General features: G+C 63.9%; 13 protein-coding genes. 4 read left to right on the top strand and 9 right to left on the bottom strand.

What is annotated here, in order from left to right; translation table 11 throughout:
• Positions 1 to 83: 83 nt before the first annotated feature.
• The 5 genes from ACT53K_RS03875 to ACT53K_RS03855 are packed head-to-tail and all read right to left on the bottom strand — an operon-like array spanning position 84 to position 6,671.
• Positions 84 to 1,910: a putative porin gene (locus tag ACT53K_RS03875; RefSeq protein WP_476227210.1), complete on the bottom strand. Its 1,827-nt coding sequence runs from the start codon at positions 1,908 to 1,910 to the stop codon at positions 84 to 86.
• 29 nt (positions 1,911 to 1,939) lie between these two features.
• Complete coding sequence (locus tag ACT53K_RS03870) at positions 1,940 to 2,671, bottom strand: TonB-dependent receptor (RefSeq protein WP_476227209.1); 732 nt, start codon at positions 2,669 to 2,671, stop codon at positions 1,940 to 1,942.
• A gap of 17 nt (positions 2,672 to 2,688) precedes the next feature.
• Entirely contained in the window at positions 2,689 to 3,099 is a 411-nt protein-coding gene (locus ACT53K_RS03865; protein WP_476227207.1) for an ExbD/TolR family protein, read from the bottom strand.
• Between the two features lie 22 nt (positions 3,100 to 3,121).
• Positions 3,122 to 4,876 (bottom strand): DUF2341 domain-containing protein, encoded by a 1,755-nt coding sequence (locus ACT53K_RS03860; RefSeq protein ID WP_476227206.1) that lies wholly within the window; start codon positions 4,874 to 4,876, stop codon positions 3,122 to 3,124.
• A gap of 49 nt (positions 4,877 to 4,925) precedes the next feature.
• Entirely contained in the window at positions 4,926 to 6,671 is a 1,746-nt protein-coding gene (locus ACT53K_RS03855; protein ID WP_476227205.1) for a ShlB/FhaC/HecB family hemolysin secretion/activation protein, read from the bottom strand.
• A 554-nt stretch (positions 6,672 to 7,225) separates the two neighbouring features.
• Between ACT53K_RS03855 and ACT53K_RS03850 the strand changes: the two genes are divergently transcribed.
• Positions 7,226 to 7,903, top strand: coding sequence for a secretin and TonB N-terminal domain-containing protein (locus ACT53K_RS03850; protein WP_476227204.1), 678 nt, complete (start codon positions 7,226 to 7,228; stop codon positions 7,901 to 7,903).
• A gap of 5 nt (positions 7,904 to 7,908) precedes the next feature.
• Here ACT53K_RS03850 and ACT53K_RS03845 read toward each other — a convergent pair whose 3' ends face one another.
• From ACT53K_RS03845 to ACT53K_RS03830, 4 genes are all read right to left on the bottom strand, one after another.
• Positions 7,909 to 8,733 (bottom strand): helix-turn-helix transcriptional regulator, encoded by an 825-nt coding sequence (locus tag ACT53K_RS03845; protein WP_476227203.1) that lies wholly within the window; start codon positions 8,731 to 8,733, stop codon positions 7,909 to 7,911.
• Positions 8,734 to 8,844: 111 nt separating this feature from the next.
• Positions 8,845 to 9,897: a FecR family protein gene (locus ACT53K_RS03840; RefSeq protein ID WP_476227202.1), complete on the bottom strand. Its 1,053-nt coding sequence runs from the start codon at positions 9,895 to 9,897 to the stop codon at positions 8,845 to 8,847.
• A 47-nt stretch (positions 9,898 to 9,944) separates the two neighbouring features.
• Positions 9,945 to 10,514 carry an RNA polymerase sigma factor gene (locus ACT53K_RS03835; protein ID WP_476227201.1) on the bottom strand — a complete coding sequence of 190 codons (570 nt, stop codon included), beginning with the start codon at positions 10,512 to 10,514 and terminating at the stop codon, positions 9,945 to 9,947.
• 56 nt (positions 10,515 to 10,570) lie between these two features.
• The gene (locus ACT53K_RS03830) at positions 10,571 to 11,107 is read right to left on the bottom strand and encodes an energy transducer TonB (RefSeq protein ID WP_476227200.1); all 537 of its coding nucleotides are present in this window, start codon (positions 11,105 to 11,107) and stop codon (positions 10,571 to 10,573) included.
• A 502-nt stretch (positions 11,108 to 11,609) separates the two neighbouring features.
• On the opposite strand from ACT53K_RS03830, the gene ACT53K_RS03825 reads away from it, so the two are divergent.
• The 3 genes from ACT53K_RS03825 to nusG all read left to right on the top strand — a co-directional run bounded on the left by ACT53K_RS03825 (position 11,610) and on the right by nusG (position 13,155).
• On the top strand, positions 11,610 to 12,239 hold the full coding sequence (locus tag ACT53K_RS03825) for a DedA family protein (RefSeq protein WP_476227199.1): 630 nt from the start codon (positions 11,610 to 11,612) through the stop codon (positions 12,237 to 12,239).
• A gap of 161 nt (positions 12,240 to 12,400) precedes the next feature.
• The gene (gene secE / locus ACT53K_RS03820; protein WP_476227198.1) at positions 12,401 to 12,598 is read left to right on the top strand and encodes a preprotein translocase subunit SecE; all 198 of its coding nucleotides are present in this window, start codon (positions 12,401 to 12,403) and stop codon (positions 12,596 to 12,598) included.
• Between the two features lie 17 nt (positions 12,599 to 12,615).
• Entirely contained in the window at positions 12,616 to 13,155 is a 540-nt protein-coding gene (nusG, locus tag ACT53K_RS03815) for a transcription termination/antitermination protein NusG (protein ID WP_476227197.1), read from the top strand.
• The last annotated feature ends 32 nt before the right edge of the window (positions 13,156 to 13,187 follow it).

The following is a 13,187-nucleotide window of genomic DNA, read 5'->3' as shown; positions in this document are numbered from 1 at the left end:
ACAGACACGCGACAGGCGGGCCGCCGCAGCACCATGCAGCCGCGCCCGTGCAGGGAAATCAGCCGGGAAGCGTCCCGGCCGCATCAGAAGGCAACGCCAAGATCGAGGTGAAGGACGTCGATCGCCAACGGCGAGCCCGAAACCTGGTTCGCGCTAAGCCAACGGCCACCCAGCGTTATATGCTCGAACGGCGCCCAGGCTCCGCCGATCACATAGCCCTTTGCGTTGGTGCCGCCGAGGTGGAAATCGGAATCGGTAAAGGCATCGAGCGTCGCGTCGCTCTGCAGATATTTATACGCCAGATTGACGGCCCATGCGCCCTTGCGCGCCAGTCGCGGATTGACCGAAAACAGCGCCGGATCGCCGATCGAGAAATAGGCGCCGAACCCCTTGTTGCCGCCGACGAACCGCGCAGGGTTCTTTGCGTCGCAGGCGCCTTGCAGCGAATTGCTAGCGTCGGTGAGAACAACATTGTTGAGTGGCTGGCTGTCTGCACCTTCGCGGCACAGGTTCCGGCGGTCGAAGGCGAAGTTATAGAGATAGGTGCCGGTCAGCTGGGCAATCGAACGTCCCGAAACCGGCACGCTCAGCGATCCGTTAAGCTCGAGCACCCGGTAGCCGAACTTCAGCCCCAGAAACTGCGGCTGCGACGGGTTGGCGGCATCGTCCGGATGGCGGAAATCGAACCGGCGCAGGAACATGAACGTGTTCCCCTTCGTCGCCCAAAGCGGGCGCAGCGCGTCGGTCGAGCACTCGACATATTTCGCCGAATAAACATCGCACGGCTCGGAGATATGGCCGCGCATATAAGTGAAGTCGTGATAGGCGGCGCTCAGATTCGCCTTCACGCGCCCACCAAATTCCTTGGCGAGTTCAACCTGACCCGACAGCAGATAGCGGTCGCGGAAATTGCGTTTGGAAACCGATGTCGAAGGATAGTTGATGTCTTCGTACATGATGGGGAAGGCGCCACCGCGAACCTGCAGCGTGAAGCCCGGATCGCCAACGATCCGCCCCAGATCGACCTGGCCATAGACGCCGTCCAGCGCCAGATCGGGGTCGAACATCAGATCGGTGGTGCGGAACGGATTGTCGAAGCGGCCCAGCATCGCGGTGATGCCGGGAACGATATCGCCCTTCACATAGGCGTTCTGGATCCAGACGTTCCGCTTCTGGAAACCACCGGTGAGCGTAGCGGTGGTCGAAATAGGGCCTGCATTCTCACCCGTCGCCAGCTGAAAGCCAAGCTCGAAGCGGTCTGCCACGGTGGCGACCACATTGATCCGGCCGCGGATCTGCATGTTGTTGATTTTGTTGCGGGTCGTGTTCAGCGACGGCAACAGGTCGTGCACCGGGTCATAGGGGCCGCTGGCATTGAATTCGGGCACATTGAAGAACGCCTGGGCGTTGTCCTTCGCGAAGGTCGAAGAAGCGGAACGGAAACGGAAATCCCCGTGAATCTGCAGGTCGCGCACCCAGTCCGGTGCTGCCTTGTCCGGCGCTGCCCAATGTTCGGCCTTGGCCTGGGCCAGCACTTCGGTCCGCAGTTCCTCGCGGATCTGCGCGCGAACCGTTTCGGGGACATAGGTCACACGCACCGCGCCCGGTGCCGGCTGCGGCAGATCGGCGGCAGCCTGTTGCGCGACGCCCCCCGACGCCGGTTGTGCCACCTTCGCGACGCGCGCCTGGGCGGCTTCCGCCTTGGCCTGCGCCATCAGCGCGTCACCCTTTTCGCGCGTCAGCACGCCCTGCTCGACCAGCAGCCGCACCAGATTGACCATCGCGCTGTCCGATGGCTCCGCCGATACCGCCTGTTGCGCGTAACCGGGCGTCGCCCATAGCAGCGCCAATGCGGCCACGCCGCCGGCGAAACCGGCCTTGCGAACGCCCAACTTGCCTTGCACCAACATCAATATTCCCCTCTGCTGCCGACGCGCCCTCAGAATGGGCGCCGCCCCTGCACGGTTACCTTTTGCGGAAAGTGCATCGCCGCCGGCGGCGGGTTCAGGCCCCGCACGTCCTCCAGCAATGCGATCAGTTGCTTCGTTGCCTGGTCGTTGCCGCCGTGGCGGTTCACCAGCCGTACCCCCGTCACGCGCCCGTCGGGTGTGACGCTCAGGGCAAGGTCTGCGGAAAAGACCAGCCGGCTCAGCCGCTCGTCACGCCGCACGCGCTCCTGCAGCGCCGCGGTCAGATAATTGGTATAGACACCCAGCGGCACGCCCCCGCCCCCGCCCGTGCCGCAGGGCGGCGTGAGACAGGTGCCCTTGCTGGCCGGCGAACCCATGCCGCTCCCCGAACCGCTGGTGAGGTTATAGGCGCTCGGCCCGGCCTCTGCCGGTGCATTCATCTGCATCGGCGCCGCCTCGGGCTGTGGTGCCTTGGCGGGTTGCGCTTCGGCAGGGGTTGGCTGCGGCTGTTCCGTCGGTTCGGGCGGCTTTTCCTTCGGCGGCGGCGGCGGTGGCGGCGGCGGGGGTGGCGGCGGCAGCGGCACGACCGCTACCGTCTTCTGATCGACCCGAACCGGCACGCCGCCGACCCAGCGATATTGCGAATAGAAATACCAACCCGCCGCCACGAGCAGCAACAGCCCGATCGCATAGGGCAGCGCATCGCGCAGCGGCGAGCGTTCCTCGAAGGCATCAAAGCCGGTGGGCTGGGCTATGGCCATGGCGACCGCCCCCCCGCTCAGCTCGCGCCGCCGGGCTTGCCGGTGACGAGCCCCACCTTGTCCAGCCCGATTTGACGGCACAGGTCGAGCACCGCCGTGACCTTGCCATATTGCGCGGCCTGGTCCCCCTTCAGCACGATCGGCACGTCCGGATTGCTCGCTTTGGCGTTGCGCAGCCGCGCCTCGAGCTCGGTGAGCGTTACCGGAAACGCATCCATGAAGATCTGGCCGTCATTAGTAACGGTGATCGCGATCGTTTTGGGCTGCACCAGGCTCTGGGCCGAGCTGGCCTTGGGCAGATCGACCTTGATCCCCTGCACGGATGCCGTGGCCATCAGGATGAAGATGACCAGCAACACATAGGCAAGGTCGAGCATCGGCGTGATATTGATGTCGTCATAGGCCTTGCGGCCGCGCTGGATCTGCATCGCAAACCTCCCCTTGCCCGGCCTATTCGGCGGCCATTGCGGGGGCAGGCATCGGGCCGCCCTCGCTCTGCATTTCGGCAAGGCGCGCGATCAGACGATCGACGAACACTCGCATCTCATCCGACAGCGCAGTGATCCGGGTGTTCAGATAATTGTACCCGAACAGCGAGGGGATCGCGCAGGCCAGCCCGGCGATGGTCGCCATCAGTGCGGCGGCGATGCCCGGCGCGATGGCGTTGACATTGACGTCGCCCGCCTGCGCCACACCGGCAAAGGTGTTCATCACGCCCAGCACCGTGCCAAGCAGGCCGATGAACGGACCGCCTGAAATCGCGATGGTGAGCAGCACCATCCAGCTGTCGAACTTCTGCTGCTCGGCCACGACCACGCTATCAACTGCCGCGCGCATCGCCTCCACGCTCTCCGCGGAGAAGCTGCCGGAGCTGCGCCGCTGACGGCGGGCTTCGAGTTCCTCGATGCCAGTTTCATACAGATGTGCCAGCGGCGAGCGATCGATCACCGCCTGCTCGCGCGGGCCGATGCCCTCGACCGCCTTCATGCTGCGCAGCTGTTCGTGCAGCGCCCGGAAGCGGTGAAGGAATGCGGCGTTGGCGCGCACCACGCGGCCGATATAACGCGCCTTGGCGACCATCACGCCGATCGCCAGGGCCAGGATGAACAGGCAGAGACCGATGATGAAAGCATCGACTGCCTCCACTTTGCCCAGCACATAGAAGAAGGTGCTGCCGCCCGCACTCTGCCGCTCGGCAGTGCCGGCGACGCTCACCAGCTTGTTGCCCGGGCCTTCGGCCTGCGCCTGGGCTGCGATCATGGCGGCCGGACGCGCCGCCTTCGCGAAGCGTACTTCGTCGAGTTCGCCGGTCAGGGGGCGACCGCCGCCGCCGCCCAGCAGTACCGGGCCGTCGAGCGCGGGCAGCGCCCCGGCCGCAGCGCCCGCTTCTACGCCATTTACATATAGCCGTGCACCCTGAGCATCGGCGACGAAGGCGAGATGCGCCCATTCGCCCTGCTTGAGGGGCGCCGCTGCCTGCATTCGCTGGCTACCCACCAGCGCGAAGGGCACGCCGTTTGCCGCACCGATCACCAGTGGACCGCGCGTGAACACAGCCTGTTCGCCGGCAAGCCGTTCCAGCTTCACCCACGCCTGGAACGTAAAGGGCGCACCTGCAGGCATCGCCAGCGCCGGCGTCGCCGGGATCACCAGCTCGCCGCTGCCCGGAAAGCGGGCGGCGCGCGCGATAACACCGTTTTCGTCGATCGCAGGAACTGCATTCTGGGCATTGCTGCCATTGGCGGTCAGGTCGGCCGCTGGCTTGCCCGCCGCGTCGCTGAAATGATAGGCGCCCAGCGTATCCGCGTCGTACGTGCGCGCGACATCGCTGCCGGCCGGCGCATTCTTGTTGCCGAAATAGAGCCACAGCCGACGTTTTTCCCCACCGGCAAGGTTGGGCACACTGACCCATAGCGCCGCCAGGCCGTTGGTGGCATCATAGCGCTCGATATGGAAAGGCAGCGGCGTCTTGCCGTCGGCATCGATTACGCGCAGATCGGCGCCATTCTCCAGCGCGTCGCTGAACGAAAAGTTGGCATTATGCAGCCGCACCAGCAGGACGGTGCGACCGATCGCCCCGCTGAGGTTGGCGCCTGAAGCCGACGTATCGAGCGTCACTGCGCGGCGATACGGCCAGTCCTTGTTCCACCAGCCGCTACCGGCCTGTGCGAACGCAGGAGACGTGACCGCAAGGAGCGCGATCAACCATGCTAGAAAAAATCGGCCCACTTTGGCCCCCCATTCCTGTCGGTTGTCAAAATTCGCCCTTGAGCGAGAAACTGTATCGCGGGTCGCCTCGGTCGCTGATCGGGCCGCCACGCAGCGGGACGCCGACCACGAATTCGCCGGTAACCAGCCGGAAAAGCTGGAGCCGCACGCCGCCGCCCGCGCTGTAGAGGCGGAACGAGCGTTGCTGGCCCGCCGCCGGCTTGCGCACCCAGGCGAAGCCGGTGTCGAAAAAGCTGAAGAGGCGCAGATTGCCGACGAACGAACCGATCGACGGGCCGAAATCCGGGGTGCGCAGCTCGATCGTCGAATTGATGCCGTCGTCGCCCACGGCTTCCGACACATAATAGCCGCGCACGCTGGTAAGGCCGCCGACCGAGAATTGCTCGTTGGTGACGAGGCTGGAATCCGCCAATTGACCGGCCAGATGCAGTTGCAACTGGAAATCCCGGACCAGGCTGCGGGTGTAGCTGGCGTCGATATTGAGGTGGAGGAAGTTCTCGCTCGCATCGATGCCGCGGCCGGTAAACTGGTCGGCGACGATGCCGGTTCCGTTACCAAGCTTGCAGGTCAGCACACCCTGCGGAATCGTTCCCTGATATTCGAAACAATCATCGCGTCGCAGGATGCGCAAGCCACCGGTTGCTCCCAGCGTCAGGCCAAAGCTCGATCGCTCGCCAGCCGCGCTTGCCGAATATTCGGCCACGAACGGAACATAGCGGATGCGGGTCGGCTGCAGCGCCTCGCCCTTCAGCGAGATATTTTCCTTGAACGATTTGAAGTCGGGCCCGAAGCTGATCTGCTGGAACGACTTATCGCTGGGCAGCCGGTACACGGCACGAAAGCCGACCTGATAGCCATTGCCGAGCACATTGGCGCCGCCCAGGGCAGCGACGTTGCTGTTCGAGCGATACCCATAGAGCAGAAACGACCAGGGCGTGCCGATCAGCGGCGCATTGTACGAGGCGGAGATCACGGCGCTCTGCTTCGTGCTCTGCGGCGCCAGCGCCCCCGTTATCGACAGCGTGTGGCCCTCACCCCACAAATTGCTGTAGCGAACGGTGCCGCCCAGCCGCAGCGGGCGCGTATTCGGGCTGTTGTCGTTGTTTAACTCTACGCTCGCGTGGAACGGCACCCGATCTTCGACTTGCAGGTCGACATCCACGGTGCCCGGCTCGGCACCAGGCTTGAACTTGGGGCTGATCTGCCGGTCGGGAAAGCGGTTCGCCTCCGTTATGTCGCGCTGGAGGGCGGCAAGATTGACCGGCTGCCCCGCCACCAGCGACGGCACCTGGGCGCGCGCCTTGTCGGGATCATGGTGCTTCGCATCGACTACCGCGACCTTGCCGAGCGGCGCCTCGTGGACGGCGAGCACGACGATGCCCTGGCTGAACGTCTCGTTCGCCTGAATCGGAATTTCGACATCGACCGCGTCATAGCCCTTGGCGGCATAAGCCTGTTGCAGCGCCTTTTGCGCGGCAACGACATCTGCATTGCTGCGATCGGGGCCGAGATAGGGATAGATCAGCTTTTCGAGCTCGGCATTGCTGAGCTTGGTGACGCCCGAGACGTCAATCGCCGCAATCATGAATTTTGCGGGCGCCGCCTGCGCGGTCTGCCGCGCTGCCGTTTCGCCCCCCTGTGCCCGCGCCGTATCCGGCATCAGCGCCGCAACGCCGCCCAGCAGCATGGCGGCAGACAGGAGTGCGCAGCCCGTGCCGGAACGTCGCCGATGGGCAAGGCAGGTCACGCGATGTTCGACAAAGCACATCATGGGGGCGGAAGACTCTCGCATGTCAGATCGGAAAGGCGCCGCAGGCGCCGCGCGCGGGAAAAGCCCCGAAAAAGGCGGGCCGACCGTGCGCCAGCGGCTGCCCAGTCGCTGCGCGGCGACGCTCGCCAGAATCCCCCCGGATCGTCGCGCACAAGTCGGCACGGGGTATTTGGGCGGAACCAAACCCTGCCCCCCGACACCCGCAAACGGTAACTGCTCCCGGCAGCATGGCCGCACCTGCCCGGCGCGCCGGGGTGCCAACACCGGCGGACCTACGCCACGCCCAGCGCCTGCCCTGTCGCGCCAACGCGCCGCCCCCATGCATGTGCTCTTGCCCCCCGCGAGAACTTGCCCCGTTGATAAGTGGACAAGGCGAGTGCGCGATTTTGGCAAAAAAAATTTGTTACAGAATTATTTCACGTCTGGATGTACAGCAACGATCGGCACGAATACTGGCATATACCAGGGGCTATAGGAAAGTTACGACAAAGCATTCCGTTCTATTCTGTTCGGAAGCTGTGTAACTGTTCCGCTATATCCTTTATGAGGGCGCCGTGCCTGCCCCTCGCATCCCGCTCCTTTCCCTGGCCGCCGCAGCGCTAATCGCGCCTGTGGCAGCCGCGCAGGAAAGCGCTGTCGACCAGCGCATGGCGTTCGACATTCCCGAACAGCCGCTCGATAGCGCGCTGACGCAATATTTCCGGCTGACGGGCGTGCAGCTCCTCTACGACAGCCAGATTACGGCTGGCCGCCGGTCGAGCGCCGTACACGGCAATTATGCGCCGCGCATCGCATTGGCACTGCTGCTCCGCGGCACCGGACTGGTCGCGCGTTACAGCCGGGCAAGTGCCGCCGTCATCACCTTGCCCGAGCGGAGCACCGAAGCGGCACCGCTACCGCTCGGCCGGGTCGTGGTACGCGAAAAAGTGGCATCGACCCGGCCCAGCCCGGTAGACCACATGGTTTTCTACGGCCGCCTCGAGAGCGAGCTGCAGGCACATCTGCATGCCGACAAGCGGACGCAACGGCTGATGTTTACCGTTCAGCTCGCGCTTCGAGTGGCCAATGGCGGCGAGATAACCGAAATTCGGGTAGAACGCGGCAGCGGCGACCGACACAAAGACCAGCTGGTGCGCGAGGCGTTGCTCGGACGCATTGTCTCGGCGCCGCCGCCGGGCATGGCACAGCCGTTGCTGATCGCTCTACGCGGCCGCGCCTCGACCGGGGACTAGCCCAGTCACAGGCCTATCGCAGCCCCCGCGCCGAACGCCAGCACCACCGCGCGCAGCTTGGTCGGCGCGCCAAGCTTTTCGAGCGCATTGCGCAGGTGGAACTCCACGGTCCGACCCGAAATCCCCAATGTGTGACCGCTTTCGTCGACGGTCTGGCCCAGGGCTGCGAGCTTCAGGCATTCGAGTTCGCGATTGGACAGACGCGGTCCGCGTCCCACCCATTCGGCGACCGGCACCATGGTTTTGGCAAGCGCGTGGAATTGGCTGGCGAGAAAGGCGAGTTCCGGCGCGCGCCGCGCGATCAGCTGATCGATCGAATCCGCATCATACCCGAACAGGCTGAGATAGGCCGGGCAACCGGCGCTGTCCTGCACCGGAATGGCAAGCCCTGCATCAATACCGCGCGCACGCTCACCCTGGATCCATGCCCGCTGCCGCGCGGACAGCGCAGCCGCCGAGCCGCGCGTCGACCAGCAAAAGGGAGCGTAGCTTCCGCGTATCCGTGCAATCGAAGGATCGCTACCGATCCACTCGGCATCTTCGCGATCCGCATCGACAGAAGTCGACAAATGGCGAATGGCGACTCCCGGTTCGCTTTCGTCCATGCCCCAGCAGGGTCGCCCGAGCTGAATGTACCGCCCGCCGAAAAAGCCAAGCTGATGCGCGAAACGCTGCAGCCAGCTGCGCAGGTCAGCGGCGGAGCGACATTCGCTGAGCTTCGGAATGGAAGCCCCGATCTCCGCCCATCCCGGCGCATGCACCGCGCTCGCGAAATCGCCCCCGCCCCGCTGCTCTACGCGCTCGTCCTGCACAGCCTGGCTGCGAAACATGCGCCTTCCCCCAAATGATCCCGAAAGGGAGACAGGCGGAGGAGCGATTTTGTGCAAAAATTTTATGTTTCAATAAAATGACACTACAGCGCCGAGCGCGTACAAAATCGATCAGGTCAGAACAACGACGTTGCCCGGCAAGCGCGTAACACCGACACCCATGATCAATTGAACCTGACTGAAAAAGTCGTCCAGGCGCGCCACCTGATAGGTTCCGCTGAGCGACTTCTTGTACAAATCAGTATTTGCGACAAAAACCTTGCCGGCACGATAGCGGTTGATCTCTGCCACCACCTGTCCCAGGGGCATGTTGCGAAAGATCAGCGTGCCGGTCTGCCATGCCGTCAGCACGGCTGGATCGACGCTTCGATTGACGTTGCCGATCGCGCTGCCGTCATAGCGTACGCTGTCCGCAGGCTGCAGGCTGCGCTGCTCTGCGTTCCAGTGAACATCGACCGTGCCGGCAAGGCAAGTGACGCACACTGCCGCGCCATCCCGCCGCGCGTTGAACCGCCCCCCGCGCACAACGCTGGTCCCCGAACCGGCCAGCAATGCCGCCGGCACCCTGCCGCTGTTGAGCACCGCTTCCCCAGCGACCAGTTCAACCGCCGGCATGGCGAGGCCGTGGCGCAGGTTGATGCTGGTCCGCGTATTCAGATCGACACTGGCGCCATCGGCCAGTTGCACCAGCCGACGTTCGCCGGGGCCGGTACGATAATCGGCCACCGCCTCGGCTACGCTTGGTACAAAATCCAGAAGACGGCCCGTGAGGATCGCCCCCCCGGCAACCGAGGCTGCGATCGCACCGCCGAAAAAGTGCCGGCGCGTTATCATCGCACGCGAGGCTGGCCTAACGAAGGGAAGAATATTGCCATCCGGAAGCGGTTGAGCTTCGGCGTCCTCTCCCACGGTCGTGGCATGGCCCGCCGAGCTTCCGTTCGTCGCGCCGCCTGCGCCGCGCGTCTCGACCATTTGCACGAGCTGGCGCAGCCGCACTGCAGCGCGGAACGCCTCTTCATGCGCCGCGCTCTGGCTCCGCCACGCGATCAATGCGGCTGCGTCCCGGTCCGTCGCTTCGCCCGAAAGCAGGCGATTGAGGTGATCCAGGCCCTCCAGGCGCAAGCGCGAGGCGTCAGTATCTGTCCAGCCGCTCCCTTGCGTCATCCCGAATAGCCGTCCGTTCGCTCCCGAAGCCGGCGGGCCGTATAGCCTCACCGCCCCCCGTCTCCTATCGAGGAGACACTTTCGGCGTGTGATTTTTGCAAGGGTAGAACAAAAATATCTTCGGTTGCCTTGTGCAAATATCGGGTAGCGAGCAACAGCTCGTTGCGCACAGTCCTTTCCGACACGTTGAATTCCAAAGCAATTTCTTTATAGCCCTGATTATTTACCCAGAAGCGGCGAAACATGGCACGCCGCCGCTCTGGCAGCCCGTTCAGCGCACGCTCCACTGCCTCCAGGTCAGACCGGGCCCCAGCTACATGTTCGGGACTAGGCGCTTCATCGGGCAGGTCGATCAATTCCTGCACGTCCGCCGCCGACAAATGCCGCGCCTCGGAGCGGAACCGGTTGATCGCGATATTGATCGCCATGCTGAGGAGATAAGAGCGTGGGTTGCGAACCTCGTCCACCATGTCGGTGCGCCGCAAGCGGACATAGGTGTCCTGCAATGCCTCGTTAGCAGCATCGGCGGAGCCCAGGCGGCCAGTGAGGCGCCGCCGGAAGTCGGCAAATTCCCCGACCAGCAGCGCAATCAGCCTGTCGCGCGGAGACGCACTCACAAACTCGCCTCGATCGGCCTGGCAACAAGGTCGCAAGCGGAAATAAGGTTTCCCCTTCAACCGGTCGTGTGATTGGCGGCCTGCTGCAGCACCGACAGGTCGATCTCGATCAGAAAATCGAGCTGCGGTGGAAGGCCTGCAGGCATTGGCGGCAGCGGCTGGGCACGTACCAGCGCCTCCAGCGCGGCATTGTCGAGTAATTCAGAGCCCGAACTCTTTTGTATCCAGCTTTCTAGCACCGCGCCGCTGCGGTCGATCCGGAAAGCAAGCTGTGTCACACCAGCGAGGTGTGCGCGACGCGCCTCCGCTGGATAGCGACTGCTGCGCGCCACCGCCTCGTGCAGGCGGCGTTGATAGTCGCTGAACTCCGATGCCGTCGCGCCGCCCCGCTCGAGGGGCGCGGGCGATTCCGACGAAATACCGGCGATCGCCTTCTGGTCCGATACGCTTGGCGCGCCCAAAGTCACCGCCCGAAGCGGATCCGGGCGCTGGCCAGGCTCGCCATCGGCGCGGCGTGCAGCGGGCTGCACCTCCGGCGCCGACAGCGCCGCCTTGCGCGGCGCTTCGCGATCGAGCGGGAGCAATTCAATCACGAGCGGTCGACTCGCCGGCTTCGATCCTGCGGTTTCCCGATGGTGATCCAGCAATCCATACATGATGCCGCCCAGAATGAGCGCATGGCCCATGCAGGAGCAGAAAAGGCTCAACAAGTTGATCCTGTTGGAACCAGACATAAGCACTCGCATCGAGTCGGGATTACCGCTGTGTTTAGAGCACGCATCAGGACGTTCGTGTTACACTCATGCCCCACCTCGTTGTTCAACGAGCTAGGGAAACCCCCAGTATGGTTCAAATAGACACTTGATTCCTTAGCTAACCGATCGCGCGTCATGGCCAGCTGGATTCGGATGCTTCGTGCGTCGCACTCAGCCAAACGTTTTCAACATTGCGCTCTTCAAACCGAATAGGATTCTTCGACACCGGGAAGACGTGCAGGATCATCGGCGCGTCAATTGCCAAAACGAAGAGCCACAGTTGCAACCGCCGGCAAAAACCCCCTTCCCAAGCGCGCCGTCCTCGCGCAACGAGCGGGCCATGGTCGAACGCATCCTCGGCATTCTTGCCACCTTCATCATCGGCGTCATTTCCACGGGCGGCTATCTTGGCATCGTATTGCTGATGGCGATCGAATCCGCCTGCATTCCGCTGCCGTCGGAAATCATCATGCCCTTTGCCGGCTATCTGGTGTCAACCGGGCGGTTCGACCTGTATCTTGCCGCCACCGCCGGCGCGATCGGGTGCAATCTGGGGTCGATCGTCGCCTACGAGATCGGCAAGCGCGGCGGCCGGCCGATGGCACTGCGCTGGGGACGCTATGTGCTGATCGGCGCAGGCGAGATCGATGCGGCGGATCGCTTCTTCGCACGCTGGGGCAGCATTGCGGTGCTGATCGGACGGCTGCTGCCCGTCATCCGCTCGTTCATCGCCTTTCCGGCCGGCGTCGCACGGATGAAGCTGGTGCCGTTCCATATCTATACCTTCATCGGCAGCTGGCCGTGGTGTTTCGGCCTCGCCTGGGTGGGCATGACGCTGGGCGACAAATGGAACAGCGATCCCCGGCTGAAAGCAGCCTTCCACAGCGCCGATGCGCTGATCGGCGTGGTGCTGGTGGTCGCGATCGGCCTGTTCGTCTGGCACAAGCTCCACGGGCTGAAGCGCCGCTGAGCGAAGCGCCGCGCGGCCGTGCTTGCACAAGGCGGCACGAACCGCTAGATACGGTCCCCTATCCGACAGCGTGGTGGGAAAGCACCGGTTCCTGACAAGGACCGGGCAGCGGACCCATGCCCGCCGAAGGACCAAAGTTTCTTTAGCGAGGATGGCCCCAAGTGGCGAAGACCAGTCCCGTCGAATTCGTAAAGCAGGTGCGTGCCGAAGCCCGCAAGATCAGCTGGCCCACCCGGCGCGAGACGATCATGACCGGCGTCATGGTGATGATCATGACGTCGCTGCTCGGCGTCTTCTTCCTCGGCATCGATTCGGTCTTCGACCTGATCGTCAACAGCCTCCTCCGCCTCGCGCAGTAAGGGAAAGAACAAAGACCATGTCGCGCTGGTACATCATCCACGCTTATTCCGGTTTCGAGGGCAAGGTCCGCGACCAGATCCTGGCCGACGCCACCCGCATGGGCCTCGACCGACTGGTCGAGGCGGTCGAGGTTCCTACCGAAACCGTCACCGAAGTGCGTCGCGGCAAGAAGATCCAGTCCGAGCGCAAATTCTTCCCCGGCTATGTCCTCGCCAAGCTGGAAATGAACGACGACGTCTATCACCTGGTGAAGAACACGCCCAAGGTGACCGGCTTCCTCGGCAGCTCGGGCAAGCCCCAGCCGATCAGCGAGGCGGAAGCCGCCCGCATCCTGAACACCAAGGAAGAAGCGGCAACGGCAGCCCCCAAGACCAAGCTCAAGGTCGATTACGACATCGGCGATACGGTCAAGGTCATCAGCGGCAACTTCGCCACCTTCTCGGGCGTGGTCGAAGAGCTGGACTACGACAAGAACCGCGTGAAGGTGTCGATCTCGATCTTCGGCCGCGCCACGCCGCTGGAACTGGGCTTCGAGGACGTCGAACGGGTGAAGTAACGCGGCATTGGCGGCGCCATTGCCGCACGGGG

The sequence above is a fragment of the Sphingomonas sp. DMC8 genome (assembly GCF_056314185.1).
This window is presented reverse-complemented; position numbering and strand designations above follow the sequence as displayed.

Excerpts from the sequence above, each read along its gene's own strand:
- ACT53K_RS03875 (WP_476227210.1), bottom strand. The coding sequence starts at position 1,910 with ATGTTGGTGCAAGGCAAGTTGGGCGTTCGCAAGGCCGGTTTCGCCGGC.
- ACT53K_RS03870 (WP_476227209.1), bottom strand. The coding sequence starts at position 2,671 with ATGGCCATAGCCCAGCCCACCGGCTTTGATGCCTTCGAGGAACGCTCG.
- ACT53K_RS03865 (WP_476227207.1), bottom strand. The coding sequence starts at position 3,099 with ATGCAGATCCAGCGCGGCCGCAAGGCCTATGACGACATCAATATCACG.
- ACT53K_RS03855 (WP_476227205.1), bottom strand. The coding sequence starts at position 6,671 with ATGATGTGCTTTGTCGAACATCGCGTGACCTGCCTTGCCCATCGGCGA.
- ACT53K_RS03845 (WP_476227203.1), bottom strand. The coding sequence starts at position 8,733 with ATGTTTCGCAGCCAGGCTGTGCAGGACGAGCGCGTAGAGCAGCGGGGC.
- ACT53K_RS03840 (WP_476227202.1), bottom strand. The coding sequence starts at position 9,897 with ATGACGCAAGGGAGCGGCTGGACAGATACTGACGCCTCGCGCTTGCGC.
- ACT53K_RS03825 (WP_476227199.1), top strand. The coding sequence starts at position 11,610 with ATGGTCGAACGCATCCTCGGCATTCTTGCCACCTTCATCATCGGCGTC.
- nusG (WP_476227197.1), top strand. The coding sequence starts at position 12,616 with ATGTCGCGCTGGTACATCATCCACGCTTATTCCGGTTTCGAGGGCAAG.